General features: G+C 70.3%; 17 protein-coding genes. 9 read left to right on the forward strand and 8 right to left on the reverse strand.

What is annotated here, in order from left to right:
• Positions 1-5: 5 nt before the first annotated feature.
• Positions 6-464, forward strand: a complete 459-nt coding sequence (locus tag ACFYWJ_RS21885; protein WP_355272236.1) for a DUF5990 family protein — start codon at positions 6-8, stop codon at positions 462-464.
• Positions 465-467: 3 nt separating this feature from the next.
• On the opposite strand, the gene ACFYWJ_RS21890 is transcribed toward ACFYWJ_RS21885, so the two are convergent.
• A complete protein-coding gene (locus tag ACFYWJ_RS21890; RefSeq protein WP_355272234.1) occupies positions 468-875 on the reverse strand; it encodes a MerR family transcriptional regulator in 408 nt (135 codons plus the stop codon).
• A 51-nt stretch (positions 876-926) separates the two neighbouring features.
• Here ACFYWJ_RS21890 and ACFYWJ_RS21895 point away from each other — a divergent pair, with 51 nt between their 5' ends.
• Positions 927-1,802, forward strand: coding sequence for an NAD(P)-binding domain-containing protein (locus ACFYWJ_RS21895; protein ID WP_355272232.1), 876 nt, complete (start codon positions 927-929; stop codon positions 1,800-1,802).
• A gap of 40 nt (positions 1,803-1,842) precedes the next feature.
• On the opposite strand, the gene ACFYWJ_RS21900 is transcribed toward ACFYWJ_RS21895, so the two are convergent.
• The 3 genes from ACFYWJ_RS21900 to ACFYWJ_RS21910 form a co-directional block, all read right to left on the reverse strand.
• On the reverse strand, positions 1,843-2,946 hold the full coding sequence (locus ACFYWJ_RS21900; RefSeq protein WP_355272230.1) for a glycosyltransferase: 1,104 nt from the start codon (positions 2,944-2,946) through the stop codon (positions 1,843-1,845).
• A 77-nt stretch (positions 2,947-3,023) separates the two neighbouring features.
• The gene (locus tag ACFYWJ_RS21905) at positions 3,024-3,677 is read right to left on the reverse strand and encodes a CPBP family intramembrane glutamic endopeptidase (protein ID WP_355272228.1); all 654 of its coding nucleotides are present in this window, start codon (positions 3,675-3,677) and stop codon (positions 3,024-3,026) included.
• Between the two features lie 44 nt (positions 3,678-3,721).
• Positions 3,722-4,447 (reverse strand): Sir2 family NAD-dependent protein deacetylase, encoded by a 726-nt coding sequence (locus ACFYWJ_RS21910; protein WP_355272227.1) that lies wholly within the window; start codon positions 4,445-4,447, stop codon positions 3,722-3,724.
• A 95-nt stretch (positions 4,448-4,542) separates the two neighbouring features.
• On the opposite strand from ACFYWJ_RS21910, the gene ACFYWJ_RS21915 reads away from it, so the two are divergent.
• Complete coding sequence (locus ACFYWJ_RS21915; RefSeq protein ID WP_355272225.1) at positions 4,543-5,283, forward strand: hypothetical protein; 741 nt, start codon at positions 4,543-4,545, stop codon at positions 5,281-5,283.
• On the opposite strand, the gene ppk2 is transcribed toward ACFYWJ_RS21915, so the two are convergent.
• Both ppk2 and ACFYWJ_RS21925 read right to left on the reverse strand, forming a co-directional pair.
• Positions 5,280-6,215, reverse strand: coding sequence for a polyphosphate kinase 2 (gene ppk2, locus ACFYWJ_RS21920; protein ID WP_355272223.1), 936 nt, complete (start codon positions 6,213-6,215; stop codon positions 5,280-5,282). The genes ACFYWJ_RS21915 and ppk2 overlap by 4 nt on opposite strands.
• Positions 6,216-6,272: 57 nt before the next feature.
• Positions 6,273-8,660 carry a glycoside hydrolase family 3 C-terminal domain-containing protein gene (locus ACFYWJ_RS21925; protein ID WP_355272221.1) on the reverse strand — a complete coding sequence of 796 codons (2,388 nt, stop codon included), beginning with the start codon at positions 8,658-8,660 and terminating at the stop codon, positions 6,273-6,275.
• Between the two features lie 132 nt (positions 8,661-8,792).
• On the opposite strand from ACFYWJ_RS21925, the gene ACFYWJ_RS21930 reads away from it, so the two are divergent.
• The gene (locus tag ACFYWJ_RS21930; protein WP_355272220.1) at positions 8,793-10,271 is read left to right on the forward strand and encodes a sugar porter family MFS transporter; all 1,479 of its coding nucleotides are present in this window, start codon (positions 8,793-8,795) and stop codon (positions 10,269-10,271) included.
• A gap of 3 nt (positions 10,272-10,274) precedes the next feature.
• On the opposite strand, the gene ACFYWJ_RS21935 is transcribed toward ACFYWJ_RS21930, so the two are convergent.
• Positions 10,275-11,219, reverse strand: coding sequence for an AraC family transcriptional regulator (locus tag ACFYWJ_RS21935; RefSeq protein WP_387162026.1), 945 nt, complete (start codon positions 11,217-11,219; stop codon positions 10,275-10,277).
• Between the two features lie 269 nt (positions 11,220-11,488).
• On the opposite strand from ACFYWJ_RS21935, the gene ACFYWJ_RS21940 reads away from it, so the two are divergent.
• Together ACFYWJ_RS21940 and ACFYWJ_RS21945 are read left to right on the forward strand one after the other, a co-directional pair.
• Positions 11,489-12,715 carry a hypothetical protein gene (locus ACFYWJ_RS21940; RefSeq protein WP_355272217.1) on the forward strand — a complete coding sequence of 409 codons (1,227 nt, stop codon included), beginning with the start codon at positions 11,489-11,491 and terminating at the stop codon, positions 12,713-12,715.
• Between the two features lie 37 nt (positions 12,716-12,752).
• Positions 12,753-13,844 carry a metallophosphoesterase gene (locus ACFYWJ_RS21945; protein WP_355272215.1) on the forward strand — a complete coding sequence of 364 codons (1,092 nt, stop codon included), beginning with the start codon at positions 12,753-12,755 and terminating at the stop codon, positions 13,842-13,844.
• A gap of 10 nt (positions 13,845-13,854) precedes the next feature.
• Here ACFYWJ_RS21945 and ACFYWJ_RS21950 read toward each other — a convergent pair whose 3' ends face one another.
• Positions 13,855-14,859 carry an AraC family transcriptional regulator gene (locus ACFYWJ_RS21950; protein WP_355272214.1) on the reverse strand — a complete coding sequence of 335 codons (1,005 nt, stop codon included), beginning with the start codon at positions 14,857-14,859 and terminating at the stop codon, positions 13,855-13,857.
• A 108-nt stretch (positions 14,860-14,967) separates the two neighbouring features.
• On the opposite strand from ACFYWJ_RS21950, the gene ACFYWJ_RS21955 reads away from it, so the two are divergent.
• The 3 genes from ACFYWJ_RS21955 to ACFYWJ_RS21965 are packed head-to-tail and all read left to right on the forward strand — an operon-like array spanning position 14,968 to position 17,936.
• The gene (locus ACFYWJ_RS21955) at positions 14,968-15,942 is read left to right on the forward strand and encodes a quinone oxidoreductase (RefSeq protein WP_355272212.1); all 975 of its coding nucleotides are present in this window, start codon (positions 14,968-14,970) and stop codon (positions 15,940-15,942) included.
• A 25-nt stretch (positions 15,943-15,967) separates the two neighbouring features.
• Entirely contained in the window at positions 15,968-16,834 is an 867-nt protein-coding gene (locus tag ACFYWJ_RS21960; RefSeq protein WP_355272210.1) for a TauD/TfdA family dioxygenase, read from the forward strand.
• Positions 16,835-16,883: 49 nt separating this feature from the next.
• Positions 16,884-17,936, forward strand: a complete 1,053-nt coding sequence (locus tag ACFYWJ_RS21965; RefSeq protein ID WP_355272209.1) for a 3-keto-5-aminohexanoate cleavage protein — start codon at positions 16,884-16,886, stop codon at positions 17,934-17,936.
• Positions 17,937-18,009: the final 73 nt, after the last annotated feature.

Raw genomic sequence — 18,009 nt, forward strand, 5'->3', positions numbered from 1 at the left:
CGGTCGTGGGCGAGAATGAGCGGGTGCTGATCCGCATCGTGGGAACCCGGATGCCCGGCTCGTCGTGCCGACCAGCGGGAGCGCCGCGCTACACCGACATCCACGTCGGCGTGCAGCGCAAGAACCGCCCGCGGGAACTCCTCGATCCACAGCCCGGCGACGCGGAATCGGTCGGCTGGACACTGGAATGCACCGTCGACGGCACCGATGTTCGCGGACCCTACGTACAGGGCCGCCCCGGCGAGCGGTTCGTCTACCTCAGCTGGACCGCCGCGGGCGAAGACGGCACCCCCACCATGTTCCGCCGCGCGAAACTGATGCTCGCCGACGTCCCCGCGGACGTCCTGGCCGCCGCGACGATCTCCGGAGTCCTCGAAGCCCGGCTCGGACTCACCGACGCCACCGGAAACCCGCTGTGCGCGCGAGTGACACCGCCCGCGATCGCCTGGACCGCCGGGTCCTGACCGTCAGGCCGAGACCGGTTCGCGGCCGGAGCCGTCCAACGGGGGATAGCTGTCGCCCCCGATGCGCTCGGCCGCCGCGATGTAGTCGGCCAGTGCGTCGCGGGACCGGGCCAGCCGGTCGATCTGCTCGGTGATCCGCCGCATCCGTGATCGCATGGCGCCCAGCAGTTCCGGGCACCCGGGCAACTCGGGGACCTCGCCCTGCGCGCACGGCAGCAGATAGGCGATGTCGTCGGAGGACAGTCCCGCGCCCAGCAGGTGCCGGATCTGCTGAACGCGCAGGATCGAGCCCTCGTCGTAGACGCGATAGCCGTTCGCGCTCCGGTCGGCCGTCAGCAGGCCCTGCGCTTCGTAATAGCGCAGCTGATGGGCATTGACACCCGTCCGATGGCTCAGTTCGCCGATCCGCATCCGCATCCTCCACTTGACCTTCACACCGGTATGAACGTCGACGATGCTGCCATGAACAACACCACCGCCACACCCGTCACCGTTCTCGGGCTCGGCCTGATGGGCCGTGCCCTCGCCGGCGCGTTCCTGGACGCCGGGTACCCGACCACCGTCTGGAATCGCAGTGCCGCCAAGGCCGAGGAGCTCGTGGCCCGCGGCGCCCGCCTGGCCCCGACCCTCGGCGACGCCGTCGCCGCCGGGTCCCTCACGATCCTCTGCGTCACCGACTACCCGGCCGTGCGCGACCTGCTCGGCGACACCGTCCTCGCCGGCGCGACCCTGCTGAATCTGACCTCCGGTGACTCGGCCCAGGCCAGGGAAACCGCCCGCTGGGCCGTATCGCGCGGCGCCCGTTACCTCGACGGCGCCATCATGGCGATCCCCTCGACCATCGGGACCGCCGACGCGGTCATCCTCCTCGGCGGCGCGCACGACGACGCCACCGCGCACCGATCGACCCTCGACACGCTCGGTACCGTCCGTCATCTCGGTGCCGACCACGGGCTCGCGTCGCTCTACGACGCCGCCGGTCTGGCCATGATGTGGAGCGTGCTCAACGCCTGGCTGCAGGGCACCGCGATGCTCCGGGTCGCCGGGGTCGACGCCGCCACCTACGCGCCGTTCGCCCAGGAGATCGCCGCCGGTGTCGCGACCTGGCTACCCGGATACGCCGCCCAGGTCGACAGTGGCGCGTTCCCCGCCGAGGTCGCCGCGCTGGAGACCGACGCGCGGTCGATGGCGCACCTGATCGAGGAGTGCGAGGCCCTGGGCGTCAACGCCGAACTGCCGCGATTGTTCAAGGCGATGGCCGATCGCGCGATCGCCGCGGGACACGGCGGCGAGCAGTATCCCGTGCTGATCGAAGAATTCGGCACGCCGCACCGCTGATCCGCTCGGAACTGCCGGGCGGTAGCGTAGGCCGGGAATCTCAGCAGGCGGCCACGAATGTCGCCACGTCGTCGGCGATCTCGGCGACGCTGGGCATCGCGGCGATCTCGCCCGCCACCGATCGGGCGGTGGCGGCGAGGCCGGGATCGCTGATGAGGGTCGTGAGATGGTCGGCGGTGATCGCCCGGGCGGCGACCGCCAGTCCGGCGCCGCGGCGCTGCACGGCGGTGGCGTTCCAGGCGCGGTCGCCTGCGGCGGGGGTGGCCAACTGGGGAACCCCCGCCCGTAGGGCGGCGAAGACCGACCCCGCGCCCGCGTGGTCGACCATGGCGGCGCAGTGTGGAAGGGCCTCGTGCAGGGCGATCCAGCCCGTCGTGCGGACATTGCCGGGAAGGTCGCTGGTGCGGGCGATCGCGCGGTTGGGCCGGACGATGACGATCTCGGCGTCGACAGCGGGCGCGGCGCGAATGATCGCGCGCAGCATCGCGTCCGGGCCGTCACCGAGCATTGTGCTGCGGGTGACCAGGATGCGCGGACGGGTGGCGGGTTCGCGCAGGAACGCCGGTGTGGTGACGCCGGGCGGGGCGTACGGGGTGTAGCGCAGCGCGCGCCCGCTCACCTCGACGATGCTCGGTGGCGCGATCGACAGCGTCTGCGCCGGTGCGGGGACATCGGTGTCGGTGAGCAGACGCAGCAGCTCCCGGCGCAGGACGGTGCCGTCGTCGAGGGCGATGTTGTGCAGGATCGTGGGCACGCCGAGCTGCGCGGCCACGATCGCGGCGGCCGCGGCGAACGGCTCGTGCACGATCAGCTGGGGCCGGAACTCCCGGGCCGCCGCGAGCAGAGGCGCGAGCATCGGCCGGTTGGTGACGGCGAAGACCCGGGCGCCACCGCGTGGCTCGGCCATGCCGTGCGCCGAGCGCACCGCCAGCAGGGGGTGGGCGCCGAGACCGCGCACCGCCGAGCGTAGATAGTGGATCGGCGGGGCCACCGCGGTGACCGGGATGTGCTCGCCCACCGCATCGGCGGCGGCGCCGCCCGTGGCGAGAAGTACCTGATGCCCGCGCCGCTGGAGCAGAGTGGCCAGCGGCATCATCGGGAACAGGTGACCGAGCAGCGGCATCGCCACGAACATCACCCGCATCAGGCCTCCGTCGCTCGTGTGGCCGCGTCCCGGGCCCTTGCCGTCATACGGAACAGCGGCGCGCCGGGTTCATCCGGTCAGCCGGCGGCACCGTGATAGAAGAATTCGCCCAGGCCGATCGTGAACACCAGGCAGCCGTAGAGCGCGTGCTCGACGGACACGGTCAGTAGCGAGCGGGTGCGCCGATAGCGCTCGGCGAACAAGAACCCGGCGGCCGTGCTGAGCAGCACCGACAGCCAGCTGCCGAACATCAGATGCGCGATACCGAACGCGACGGCGCTGGCGGCCACCATCCGGGTGCCGTCACCGAACACGGGCGCGTACCGGTGGAACAGGAACGCGCGGAACAGCAATTCCTGCGGATACACGCTGACCAGCGGATAGAACACCAGCACCAGCACCCACAGCAGGGGCCGTTCGCGGGGCAGATCGAACAGCGACGCCGGGCGCAGCACCGCGACGGCGATCCCGAGCCCGACCGCGGCGATCGCCCACACCGCGAGCATGCCCGGCAGCGCGGCACGCAGTGCCCCGGGCCGCCAGAAGTCGCGGCGGTCGAATCCGGTACGGCGCAGATACACGACCACACCACCGGCGACGACGAGCAGGAACGGCAGCGGCCCGACCCCGCGCAGGAACACCGCGTACAGCGCGGCCACCCCGACGAAGAGGACGACGAATTCGACTGTGAGCCATGTCTTCCGGCTACCCACGCCGGTATCGACGGTCATGGTCCCGAGCCTAGCCGCGCCGGCACGATCGCGCCGGGCCGGATTCAGCCGAGGGCGGCCAGCAACGCCGGCAGGGCTGTCCCGATGGGCTCGCGGATCACCTCGTCGGCGAGGGCGTCGTAGGGCGTGGGTTCGGCATTGACGATGACCAGCCGGGCGCCGTGCTCGGCGGCCATCCCGGCCAGCGAGGCGGCGGGCTGCACCTGCAGACTCGTCCCGACCGCGATGAACACGCCGCACGCCTGCGCGATCGCCATCGCGTGGGCGAGCACGTCGGGATCGAGGGCTTGGCCGAACATGACGGTGGCCGTCTTGAGGATGCCGCCACAGCGCAGGCAGGCCGGATCGTCCTCGCCCGCCGCGATCCGCGCCAGCGCCGCCTCGGTGGTGGTGCGGTCACCGCATTCGGTGCAGACGGCGGTGCGGGCGTTGCCGTGCAGTTCGACGACCTTGCGGTCGGGCAGACCGGCGAGCTGGTGCAGGCCGTCGACGTTCTGGGTGAGCACCCGCACCGGTACCCCGCTCGCGGCCAGCGCGGTCACGGCGTGGTGGGCGGCGTTGGGCTGGGCGCGCCAGGCCGGGTGTTCGCCGCGCATGAGCCAGGAACGACGGCGGATGTCGGGATCGCGCATGTAGTAGTCGTAGGTGACCAGTTTCTGGGCGTCGGGGTCGCGCTGCCACAGGCCCTGCGGTCCGCGATAGTCGGGGATCCCGCTGTCGGTGGAGACACCGGCGCCGGACAGGATCGCCACGAGGGGTCGGCTGGTCATGGGTTCAGCGTAGGGCGATCTCGCCGAGGGGGCTGCCCAATCTGGCTATTGCACGCTAAAGTCTGCTCTGAGTGGAACAGAGCGAAAGGCAGACGATGACGTCGACAGCAGTGAAACAGCAGGTGCTCGAACTCGGTGGGGCATTCATGATCTCGCGCGAGGCCAAGGAATTCGGGCAGGCGGTCGGGGTCCCCGGCTTCCACGGCACCTACACCCGCGGGCGGGGCGGTGTCCTCGGCGATGTCGACGCCGACGTCGTCTCCGCGGCCTTCGGCTTCTTCGAACCCGGATGTATCCGGGCCGCCTGGGAATCGGTGCCGCTGCCCGCGGCCGACGCGGCCACGGCCTACCTCGCGGCCTGCCACGACTTCGGCAGGCGCAAACTCGCCGCCTACGACGACGCGGAGCGGCTCGCCGAGCTGCTCGGCCGGGTCGTCGCGGCCGCGCCGTCGACCGGGCTGCCGCTGTTCGCCGGCTGGCGCGCGATGCCGCTGCCCACCGACAGCCGGGCGGCCGCGCTCCAATTGACCCACGTGCTGCGCGAACTGCGCGGCGGCCTGCACCTGATCGCCGTGCTCGCCCACGGTCTCACCCCGCTGCAGGCGATCCTGATCGCGGGTTCGCCGATGTCGGACGGCCCGACCCACGCGCGCATGCTCGGCTGGTCCGAACCGTTCGAGCAGATCACCGACGATCAGCGGGCCCGCTGGGACGCCGCGGAGGCCCTCACCGACGAGCTCATCGCGCCCTGCTTCGAGGATGCCCTCGACGCCGCCGAACGCGACGAACTGGCCACCCTGATGGCCGCCGCGCACACCGCCGCGCTGGTGCGCTAGGAACCGATGACGTCGCGACCGCGGCCCACGATCAGCGGGTCCGCGGTACCGACGATCTCCTCGTCCTTGTTGTCGTACTCGAAGCGGTTGAGCACGTGACGCATCGCGTTGAGCCGGGCCCGCTTCTTGTCGTTGCTCTTGACCACGATCCACGGCGCGTGATCGGTGTCGGTGTGCTCGAAGTTCTCTTCCTTGGCCGCGGTGTACTGCTCCCACTTGTCGAGTGAGGCCAGGTCCATGGGCGAGAGCTTCCAGTGCCGGACCGGGTCGACCTGGCGGATGGCGAAGCGGGTGCGCTGCTCCAGCGGCGACACCGAGAACCAGAACTTCACCAGGTCGATGCCGTCGTCGACGAGCATCCGCTCGAACAGCGGCACCTGCGCGAGGAACCGGCGATGCTGTTCGGGCGTGCAGAAACCCATCACCCGCTCGACCCCGGCCCGGTTGTACCAGGACCGATCGAACAGCACGATCTCACCGGCCGCGGGAAGGTGCTCGACGTAGCGCTGGAAATACCACTGGGTGGATTCGCGCGCCGAGGGCTTCTCCAGTGCCACCACGCGCGCGCCGCGCGGATTCAGATGCTCCATGAACCGTTTGATCGTGCCGCCCTTGCCCGCGGCGTCGCGGCCCTCGAACACGATGACGATGCGGCGCCCGGTCGCCTTGGTCCAGTTCTGCAGCTTCAGCAGTTCGATCTGCAGCAGCCGCTTGTCCAGCTCGTACTGATTGCGGGCCAGGCGCTCGTCGTAGGGGTAGCCCTCGCGCCAGGTGTCGACGATCAGCCCGCCGGGCGCGGTGAGCAGCAACGGATCGTCGTCGTCGCTGTCGTCGACGGTGAACGCCGAGGTGTCGGCGAGGTTCACGGCGGTGGCCAGATCGGCGATCTCGCTGACCTCACGGGGGATCGGACGCGTGTCGACATCGGTCATCTCGCGGACGCTAGACGACGAGCGTGTCGGCGAGGTGAACATGCGGTGTGGGCCGCCTCAGGACACCGTCGCGGTGTGCGGCAGGTCCTCGACCGAGGTACCGACCAGCACCGTGAACGCACCCGGCTCGACCGCCCAGCCGCTGCCGTCCCAGTGCTCGAAAGCGCGCCGGGGGAGGGCGATGTCGACGGTGCGGGTTTCCCCGGGCGCGCAGGTGACGGCGGCGAATCCGGCCAGCCAGCGGACCGGTCGCTCGATCGCGCTGGTCGGGCGGGACAGGTAGGCCTGGACGACATGCTTGCCCGGCCGGTCGCCGGTATTGGTGACGGTCAGCGACACCGTGCGGCCCGCCACGACGAGTCCGCCGGTGGACCAGGTCGTATAGCCGAGTCCGTGCCCGAACGGGTAGGCCGGCGCGGTCCCCGCCCGCAGCCAGGCGCGGTAGCCCACGTGGATGCCCTCGGCGTAGTCCAGGACGCCGTCGACCGGGGTGGTGTCGAGCACGGGCACCTCGGCCATGGTCTTGGGCCAGGTCGTGGGCAGCCGGCCACCGGGTTCGACGGCCCCGGTGAGCACATCGGCCAGCGCGGCACCGAATTCCTGGCCGGGAAACCAGGCCAGCAGCACCGCGGCGACGTCGTCGCGCCACGGCATCTCCACCGGCGCACCGGAATTCACCACCACCACGGTGCGCGGGTTGGCTGCGGCCACGGCGGCGACCAGGTCGTCCTGGCGACCGGGCAGGCGCAGGGTGGTGCGGTCGACGCCCTCGCTCTCGATCTGCTCGGTGGTGCCGACCACGACGACGGCGACCTCGGCGGCGCGCGCGAGTTCGACGGCGGCGGTGAACTCCTCGTCGTCGGGGCGCTGCGGGCGGCGGATGCCGAGCGTCGCCCCGAGGACGACACCGAACCCGGGCACCGCCGCCGCGCCGAGATCGATCACCACCCGCACGTCGACCTCGTCACCGGCGGCCAGCGTGCGCGTCACCTGACGTTGCGGCGGATCGAGCAGAACCGCCGCCGGATCGCCGGAGTCGAGCGCGACGTGCTCGTCGATGACCGTCGCGCCGTCCAGGTCGAGCCGGATGTGCCCGACACCGGCGAAACCGATCTGCCACGCGCCCGCGACGTCGGCGCGCAGCCGCGCGTGTACCTCCACCGTCGTGGCCCGCGCGGCCAGCGGCTCGCCGAGCAGGACCAGCCGACTCGCGGAGCGGTGCTGGACGCCGAGTTCGGTACCCGCGGCGAGGTAGCGCACGGACAGGCCGGGTTCGCCGGTCGCGGGATCGGTCACCACCGACAGCGGCGCGGGCACGAGATCCTCCGACAGGCGCACGCCCGCGGTGTAGGTGACCGGCAATGTCGCCGCCAAGCCCTCGACCGGGGAGGTGGTGTGGCCGGGAATCACCGTCGCGCTGCCGCCGCCGAGATAGCGGGGTTCGCCCGCGGACGGGCCGACCATCGCGACCGTCATCCGCGGCGCCAACGGCAGGACACCGTCGTTGCGCACCAGCACCATCGCCTCGGCGGCCACCGCGCGCACCAGATCCCGCGCCCGCGCGTCGGTGAAAACCGGTGTGCTCCGTGGCGTCCCGTCCAGCGCGCCGACCCGGATCGCGAAACGCAGGATGCGGCGCACCTTCTCGTCGACGGCCGACTCGGGGATCGCCCCGGCCCGGATCCGCTCGGCCAGCGGCTCGCCCCAGAAATACGGCGGACCCGGCATGCACAGGTCGGTGCCGTGCGCGGCGCTGTCGGTGGTGCGCACCGCGGTCCAGTCCGACACGACCACACCGTCGAATCCCCAGCTGCCCTTGAGCGGTTCGTCCAGCAGCGGGTTCTCGGTCATGGTGACGCCGTCGACCGCGTTGTAGGCGTCCATGATCATCCACGCGCCCGCGTCGACGGCCCGCTCGAACGGGTACAGGTACAGCTCGCGCAGGGCCCGCGCGTCGACGCGGACGTCGACGGTGAAGCGATCGGTCTCCGAATCGTTGGCCACGTAGTGCTTCGGGCACGCGCTGACGCCGTGCGCCTGCACGGCCCGCACATACGCCGCCGCCAGCTCGCCGGTCAGCAGCGGGTCCTCGGAGAAGCATTCGAAGTGCCTGCCGCCCAGAGGCGAACGATGCAGGTTGATCGTCGGCCCGAGCACCGCGTACACGTTCTTGCGGCGGGCCTCGGCGGCGATGAGCGCGCCGATCTCGTCGAGCAGCGCCGGATCCCAGGTGGCGGCGATCGCGGTGCCCGAGGGCAGGCTCACCGACGGATCGCGCTCGTCCCAGTTCTCTCCGCGCACCCCGGAGGGGCCGTCCGACACCGGCATCTCGGCCAGCCCGATCGCGGGATCACCGGCCAGCCGGAACAGGCTCGCGCCGGAGATCAGCCGCAGCTTGCCCGCCAGATCCAGTGTGGCGAGCAATTCCTCGATGCGGTCGTCCATAGCCCTGCCTTTCGGTCCCGTCGGTGGTGTGCGTGTCCTCGACGAAGCGGCCCGCCGGTCGGGGCATACTGCGACCAGACCACACAGCGACCAGCGTGACACGAGTGCCACGCCGCGGAGAGGACGACGCCGATGTCCGACGGAGGTTCTTTCACCGATCAGTCCGCTGCCCCCGACGAGGAGAGCGCGCCGGGCAGCCACATCATCCGGATCGCCTCGGTCGCCGCGCTGGGTGGTCTGCTGTTCGGTTTCGACAGCGCGGTGATCAACGGCGCGGTGGCCGCGATCCAGGACGAATTCGCCGTCGACGACGCTGTTCTCGGCTTCGCGGTGGCCTCGGCGCTGCTCGGCGCCGCCGCGGGCGCGATGACGGCGGGCCGCATCGCCGACCGGATCGGCCGGATCAAGGTCATGAAGATCGCGGCGGTGCTGTTCTTCGTCAGCGCGGTCGTCACCGCGCTCGCGCCCAGCGTGTGGATTCTGGTGATCGGGCGCGTCATCGGTGGTCTCGGCGTCGGTGTCGCCTCGGTGATCGCCCCCGCCTACATCGCCGAGACCTCGCCCGCGCGCATTCGCGGCAGGCTCGGATCACTCCAGCAGCTCGCGATCGTGCTCGGTATCTTCCTGGCCCTGCTCGTGGACTACGTGCTCGCCGAGATCGCCGGCGGCGCCAGCGAGAACCTGTGGCTGGGCCTCGAGGCGTGGCGGTGGATGTTCCTGTCGATGATGGTGCCCGCGGTCGTCTACGGCGTGTTGGCCTCGACGATTCCGGAATCGCCGCGCTACCTGGTGGCCACCCATCGCATTCCCGAGGCCCGCAAGGTGCTGGCCCTGCTGTTCGGCGAGAAGAACCTCGAACTGACGATCGGCCGGATCGAGGACAGCCTCAAAGGCGATGTGAAGCCGTCGTGGAAGGACCTGCGCCGTCCGGCGGGTGGGATCTATCCGATCGTCTGGGTGGGTCTGCTGCTGTCGGTGTTCCAGCAGGCGGTCGGCATCAACGTGATCTTCTACTACTCGAACGTGCTGTGGGAGGCGGTGGGTTTCGAGGAGTCCCAGTCGTTCCAGATCAGCGTGTTCACCTCGGTGGTCAATATCGCCACCACCATCGTCGCGATCCTGCTCATCGACCGGATCGGGCGTCGGCCGCTGCTGCTGATCGGTTCGATCGGCATGACGATCACGCTGGCCACGATGGCGGTGTGCTTCGGCACCGCCGACCAGGTGCCGAACTCCGAAGGCACCCTGGAGCCGCAGCTGACCGGGGCGAGCGGGCCGATCGCGCTGGTCGCGGCGAACCTGTTCGTCGTGTTCTTCGGCATGAGCTGGGGCCCGGTCGTGTGGGTGCTGCTGGGCGAGATGTTCCCGAACCGGATCCGCGGCGCTGCGCTCTCGCTGGCGGCGGCGGGTCAGTGGGCGGCGAACTGGGCGATCACCGTGTCCTTCCCGAGCCTGAAGACGTTCTCGCTCGGCGTCGCCTACGGCATGTACGCGGTGTTCGCGCTGCTGTCGCTGCTGTTCGTCGCGCGGTTCGTGCCCGAGACCAAGGGCATGTCGCTCGAGGACATGGACGCCGCCACCGGCGTGGACCGGCCCGCGTCGGCGGTGTGATCGCTAGGGCCGCACCATCTGCCGGTAGTCGGCCGGTGTCGCGCCGACCGCCTCCCGGAACGCCCGATGGAAGCCGGACTCGCTGCCGAAACCGCAGGCGGCGGCGATCGCGCCCATCGACTGGTAGCGCTCGCGTTGCAGCAGTTTCTTGGCCCGATCGATGCGGATCACCCGAATGTGCTGGGCGACACCGCCACCGCCGACGATCCGGTAGAGCGTGCGGCGGGAGACCCCGCACGCCTCGGCGACGACGTCGGCGGTGAGTTCGGGGTCGCACGCGTTGGCGCGCAGGAAGTCGAAGACCTGCTGGCGCAGCAGCGCGGTGATCTCCTCCGGCTCGCTCTTGCGGCGGGCCGCGGTCGCGACGGCGGCACCGAACAGGCCCAGCGCGTGCGGGACCAGCGGCGCCGCCTGCGCGGGATCGGTGGCGACGAGGTCGAACAGGGCGGTGAAGCACGAGGTGACCGTCGGTGCGACGGTGCCGGGTCCGAAGGCCTTGGCGGTGAGCGAGCGGGTGTCGGCGACCGAGATCCGGCGGGTGGGCACCTGCACGACCAGCTCCTCGAAGGTGGAGGTCCAGGTCGCGCAGTAGGGGCGGGTGCTGTCGAGGAAGACCAGGTTGCCGGGCGCGGCTTCGACGGTGCGGCCGTCCTGCTCGATGACCGCGCGCCCGTCGAGGGTGATGATGCCGAGCACGCAGTCCTCGGTATCGGCGCTCAGGTCGACGTGGCGTCGGCGGGCCCGCTGCGCGTCGGCGCGCACGCGCGAGAGGCCGACGGCGTTCTCCAGCGTGGCGTATTCGATGCGCGCGTTGAAATCCTCGCTGGTCATCGGATCGACCTGCATGCGGAAGTACATCGCGCACACGCTGTCGCGCCAGAAGTCGAAAGCCTCCCTGCGCGAGACACTCTCGGTGCTGAGCACCAGGGGAGACAACCTGTCGGCCATCGGCCCAGTATCCATCGGGCAACCGTGCTTGTCGCCCGATCGTGGTGACAGCCACGATCGGGCGCGTGTCGCGGCCCGCTCGGTCGCTACATCGTGGCGAACACCCATGTTCGGTGAGCACGGATTAACTGAACGTACGTCCAAATTGGTCGGCCGTTCATGTAAATGCCACCGTTTCGGAAACTACGCCGCCCTAGGTTCGGTGCGCACCTTCCATCCGATGCCCTCGGCGGTGCGCCGAGCGGCCGCCCAGCCGGAGATCACACCGCATGCGCCTGACCCTGTCCCGCCGCACCGCGCCCTGCGTCGGTTCCCTCACCGCGCTCACCGTGGCCGCGGGTGTTCTGCTCGCGCCCGGAACCGCGCAGGCGAGCGCCGCGGACACCCTCGCGGCCACCCCGATCGCCGACGCTACAGCGCTGTGCACCACGGGCGCACCGACATTCGACGATGTCGTGACCGCGGCCGCGTCGATCCTGCGTGGAATGGCTGGACCCGCCCAGCTGGCCGCCTACGATCGGCAGGTCGCCGACTTCCGTGCCGGGATCGCCGCCGTGCGCGTGCACCGGGACGGGCTGCCGATGCGACCCGAGCTGGTCGGCACCCGGCCCGCCGAACTCGACGACCCCATCGTCACCTACCTGGTGAACGGCCTCGACGCGGTCCGCACCGGCCGGATCGACCAGACCATGTCGGTTTCGCAACTGACGGTCGACGACGCGATCGAGGTGTTCATCCTCGCCACCGGCATCGTCAAGATTCCCGCCAAGCTGGCCGCGGGCATGGTCCCCACGGTCGGGATCTTCCTGAAGCCGATCGTCGGCGCCGCGTTCACCGGGACCAAGGCCCTGGCCAGGGCGGTGCAGAATTCGATCGACGCGGGCTGCGTCGCCCCGAATGTGTACCCGCCGCTGGACCTCGGTGCCGCCACCACCGAACCGGTCGACGTTCCCCAGCCGATCGAGGACCTGGCCGCCCTGGTCATGACCGCCGACGGACACTGCACGCCGATCGCCGACCTGACCATGGCCGCCGTCGTCGAACGCTCGCGGGCTTTCCTGACCAGCGGTGCCGTGCGGGTCGACCCCGCCGCCGTCGACCAGGCCGCCGCGGACCTGCAGGTGTTCCTGGCCGGCAATCGCGTCGCCAAGGTGATGCTGATGCGCCGCTCCGACGAACTCGGACCGTTGGTCGAAGCCCTCGACATGGGCCCGCTGACCTTCCTGGCCAACCTCGGCGCCGACGTCGCCGCGGGGACCGCGCTCGATACCGTGCCGCTGGCGCAGGTGGAGGTCGAGAACGCGTTCGACCTGGCCACGCTGACCCTCGACGTCACCAGCCTGCTGTTCTCGGCGGGTACCTCCGTCGCCGGGTACGCCGGGGTCGCCGACGCGGTCATCACGCCGCTGTCGATCGTGCAGAAGCTGGCCTTCGCGCCGACCGACTACGGCGCACCGATCGTGCGCGGCGTCATCCAGTCGATGTGCGCGGTGTAAGTTTCCACCGATCCCAGACCAGAAGGTGAGCATCCACGTGTCGCACTCCACCCCAGGTTCCACCCCGGCCGGTATCGGCCGGCGGGAAGTGCTGGCCGGCGCGGCAGGCGTCGTCGCCGGCATCACCCTCGTCGGGCTGACGCCCGCGGCGGCGGTCCCGGCCGAGGTGCCGAAGTTCGCGCCGGGCGCCGGGCGCACCGCCCGGATCCTGATCACCGGTGACGCGGGCACCGGCAGCCGCACTCAGTGGGCGGTGGCCGACGCGGCCAGGGCCTTCCACGCGCGCGAGCCGTTCACGATGGCGGTCGGCCTCGGCGACAACATCTACGAGTCCGGGCCCAACGGCCCCGACGACGTCCAGTTCGCGACGAAGTTCGAGGATCCCAACGCGGGCCTGGACTTTCCGTGGGCGATGGTGCTGGGCAACCACGACACCTCCGCGGTGTTCCCCGGCGACGGCGGCTGGCTGCTGCGCGGCAATCACGAGGTCGAATACCACGCCAGGTCACGGCGCTGGTGGATGCCGAGCCGCTACTACTCGGTGCGGGTGCCCGAGGAGAACCCGGTGGTGGAGTTCTTCGTGCTCGACGTCAATCCGCTCGCGGCCTACATCCCACCGCTGCTCGACCCGTACTGGTCGGTGGACGGCCAGTATATGAACGAGCAGCGCGCCTGGCTGGACCGGGCATTGGCGGAGTCGACCGCGCCGTGGAAGATCGCCTGCACCCACCACCCGTATCTCAGCAACGGGCCGCACGGCGACGCGGGCAACTACGAGGGCCTGCCGATCGAGCCGATCAACGGCGTGCACGCCAAGCGGTTCTTCGAAGACCATGTGCTGGGCAAGGTCTCGTTCCTGCTGTCCGGCCACGACCACACCCTGCAGGTGCTCGAACCGACCGCGGCGTCGAAGGGCACCCGGCAGATCGTCTCCGGCGCGGCGGGCAAGACGGCGTCCGGTCAGCCCGCGGCGACCGAGGATTCCGCGCATCCCGCGCTGTACGAGACCCAGCACGAACTGGGCTTCATGGTGATGGACCTGAGCCAGGAGAAGGTGAACCTGCGGGTCGTCACCGTGGACGCCGCCTCCGGTGCCGGGACCCAGGTGTTCGATCGTCGCCTGGCCTGAACGCGACCGGTCAGGGGCGCGGGCGCTGCTCGCGCCACTGCCGGGGGCTGGTGCCGTAGCGGGTACGGAACCAGCGGGAGAAGTTGCTCACCGAGGAGAAGCCGAGCAGGTCGGCGACCTCGGTGAGGGAGTGGCGGCGATGGGTGACCAGCCGTTCGGCCAGCGCGGCGCGGGTGTCGTCGACGATCGCGCTGAAGGTGGTGCCGTCCTGGGCGAGCCTGCGGTGCACGGTGCGCCGGTCGACGCCGAGACTGCGGGCCACCTGCTCGACGGTGCAGCGTCCCGTCGGTAGCAGCAGTTCCACGAGCTCGCGGACCCGGTCGGTGACGGTGGCTTCGCGCGTCGGTGTCAGCCTGCCCATCAATCGTTGGGCGTAGGTGCGCAACTGGGGGTCGGCCATCGCGTTGGGGGCGTCGAGATCGGTGCTGTAGGTGAGGATTCCGTCGAAGTCCTGGTCGAACTCCACGTGCGGGCCGAACATCTTGTAGTAGGTGGCGCGGTCGCGGGGCGCGGGGTGGGAGAAGCAGATCTGGATCGGCCGCCAGGTGGGCCCCAGGAAGCCGCGCAGTAGCCCGTGCAGGACGCCGGTGGTGAGTTCGACCGCCTGGCGCACGGGCGCCGGTCTGCCCACGTCGACCGAGACTCGCAGGGTGGCCACCCCGTTGGCCTCGATGATCTCGGTGTGCAGCGCCTCGTTGTACATGTGCTCGTGGCGCGCGAGCAGCCGCAGTGCGCTGCGTACGTCGGGTTCCTCGCGGATGACCAGGCTCAGCGGGCCGAGATTGGCGAAGCGGCGCAGCTGCGCCATCCGCAATCCGAAGTCCTCCCGGCCGGATTCGGCGGCCGAGCGCTCCAGCAGTTCGGCGACCGCCTCGGCCGGTATCCAGCGGTCCTGGGTGCCGAAACCGGCCGGATCGAGGCCGCAGTCGCGGATCAGCCGCGCCGGCTCCAACCCGAGCGAACGAGCCAGGTCGAGGTAGTCGTTCAGCGACGCGTACCGGGACAACGGCTTCACGCCACCACCTCCTCGATGTCCCGAGAGGAATAGTTCTCTGTCCCGTCAGGATAAGCACTGACCGGTGTCCGTCCCTACTGTTATGTCCATCACACCGAAGGAGATGCAGTGGCACACGCAATTCGTTTCGCCGAGATCGGCGGCCCCGACGTCATGCGGTGGGAGACCACCCAGGTCGGCGATCCGGGGCCCGGCGAGGTCCGGCTCCGCCACGAGGCCGTGGGACTCAACTTCGCCGACACCTACTTCCGCACCGGTCTCTACCCGGCCGCCCTGCCCGCCGGACTCGGCGTCGAGGGCGCCGGTGTCGTCGAGGCGGTCGGCCCCGGCGTGGCCGGCTTCGCGCCGGGCGACCGGGTCACCTACACCGGCAGCCCGCTCGGCGCCTACAGCACCGAACGGGTCATGCCCGCCGAGCACCTGATCGCCCTGCCCGACGGTATCGCCGCCGACACCGCGGCCGCCACCACCATGCGCGGTCTCACCACCGCCTACCTGCTGCGGCGGATCCATCCGCTGCGCGCGGGCGACACCGTCCTGCTGCACGCCGCGGCGGGCGGGGTCGGTCAGCTGTTCACACAGTGGGCCAAGCTGCTCGGCGTGCACGTGATCGGCACCGTCTCCAGCGAGGAGAAGGCCGCCGTCGCCCGCGCCAACGGCTGCGACCACGTGGTGATCTACACCAGGGAGGACGTCGCGACCCGGGTGCGCGAGATCACCGACGGCGCGGGCGTTCCGGTGGTCTACGACAGCATCGGCAAGACCACCTACCAGTCCTCGCTGGACTCGCTGGCCCGCCGCGGCCTGCTGGTGTGCTTCGGCACCGCCTCGGGTCCGGTGCCGCCGATCGAGGCGATGCAGCTCGCCGTCAAGGGCTCGCTGTTCGTCACCCGGCCCGCCCTGGCCGACTACATCGCCGACCCGGCCGAACGCGCCGAACTCGCGGGCGAACTCTTCGACCACCTCACCGCGGGTCGCCTGCGGGTCGAGATCAACCAGCGCTACGAACTCGCCGACGCCGTCGCGGCGCATCGCGACCTCGAAGCGGGCCGCAGCGTCGGCGCGTCGGTCTTCACGCTCTGACGCGTCCACCGGAAAGGAACCAGCCATGACCGTCCGTACCGCCCTGCACGCGGTGCCGCTGACCGCGACCATCGGCGCCGAACTCCACGGAGTGAACCTCGCCGAGGTCGCCGCCGACGACGCCCTGTTCGCCGAACTGCGCACCCTGCTGCTGCGCCACAAGGTGCTGTTCGTGCGCGACCAGGACATCACCAGGGCCGAACACGTCGCGCTCGCCGAACGTTTCGGCCCGCTCGAAGACCACCCGGTCGCGGCGGGCGATCCCGACCATCCGGGCCTGGTCCGCATCTACAAGGACCTCGACAGCGCACCCGAGCACTACGAGAACGCCTTCCACTGCGATGCCACCTGGCGGGTGAATCCGCCGATGGGCGCCGTGCTTCGGTGTGTGGAATCGCCGCCGGTCGGCGGTGACACCATCTGGGTGAACATGGTCGAGGCCTACCGGCGGCTGCCGCAGTCGGTGCGGTCGCGGATCGCGCACCTGCGGGCCCGGCACAGTATCGAGGCCAGCTTCGGCGCGGCCATGCTCGAAGAGGACCGCCTCGCGCTGCACGAACGTTTTCCCGACGCCGAACACCCGGTGGTGCGTATTCACCCGGAAACCGGCGAGGAAATCCTGTTCGTCAATTCCTTCACCACCCACCTGGTGAATTACCACACCCCCGAGAACGTGCGATTCGGCGCCGATTACGCGCCCGGCGCGAGCGAACTGCTGAATTATCTGATGCGGCAGGCCGCCATTCCGGAGTATCAGGTGCGCTGGCGCTGGACCGAGAACAGCTTCGCGATCTGGGACAACCGCTCCACCCAGCACTATGCCGTCCAGGACTACTGGCCCGCGGTGCGCAAGATGGAACGGGCCGGCATCGTCGGCGACCGTCCCTTCTGACACTTTTCTCTTTTCCTTTCACCCTCGCAATTCCGATCGGAGTACCCCCATGCATTTTCACGACGACGCACTGTTCCCCGAGAACCAGGAAAAGCTGGTCATCACGGCCGCGCCGTACGGTCCGGAATGGGAACTCGACGACTTCCGCGAAGACCTCCCGCTGACCATGGACGAACACGTCCAGCAGGCCGTGGACTGCTACGCCGCCGGCGCGACCGTGCTGCACATCCACGTGCGCGAACTCGACGGCAAGGGCTCCAAGCGGCTGTCGAAGTTCAACGAACTGCTCGGCCGGCTGCGCGAGGCGGTGCCGGACATGATCCTGCAGGTGGGCGGGTCGATCTCGTTCTCGCCCGAAGGCGAGGGCGCCGACGCGCTGTGGCTGCCCGACGACGCCCGGCACATGCTGGCCGAGCTCGACCCCAAGCCCGACCAGGTCACCATCGCGATCAACACCAGCCAGATGAACATCGTCGAGCTGATGACCGAGGACGACATCGCGGGCACCTCGTTCGAACGGCCCGAAGTGTACGAGGCGTACCGGGAGATGTACGTGCCCGCGGGCCCGGCCTGGGTCGCCGAGCACCTGAAGCGCTTGCAGGCCAACGGCATCCAGCCGCACTTCCAGCTGTCGAGCATCCCGCAGCTGGAGACCGTCGAGCGGCTGATCCGGCGCGGGGTCTACACCGGCCCGCTCATGCTGACCTGGGTCGGCATCGGTGGCGGTTTCGACGGACCCAACCCGTACAACATGATGGAGTTCATCCGCCGCACCCCGGACGGCGCCGTGCTCACCCTGGAGACGCTGATGCGCAGCGTGCTGCCGGTGAACACGATGGCCATCGCGATGGGTCTGCACGCCCGCTGCGGCAACGAGGACACCCTGTGGGGCCGCAAGGGCGAGCGGATGACCTCGGTCCAGCAGATCCAGCAGCTGGTCCGGATCGCCGGGGAACTCGGCCGCGAGGTCGCCACCGGCAAGGAAGCGCGCGAGATCTACCGGCTCGACGAGCACTACGCCGACGCCGACGAGACGCTGGCCAAGATCGGGTTCGCCCCGAACCGCAAGCCGGGCCAGGTCGGGTTCACCCACCACGCCTGACCCCTCCGGGGGATCAGCTTCCCCTGTCTCGACAACCCGGTGGACGTCAGCGACGACGTCCACCGGTTCGCAG

Source organism: Nocardia sp. NPDC003269 (assembly GCF_042888005.1).
Classification (GTDB): Bacteria; Actinomycetota; Actinomycetes; order Mycobacteriales; family Mycobacteriaceae; genus Nocardia.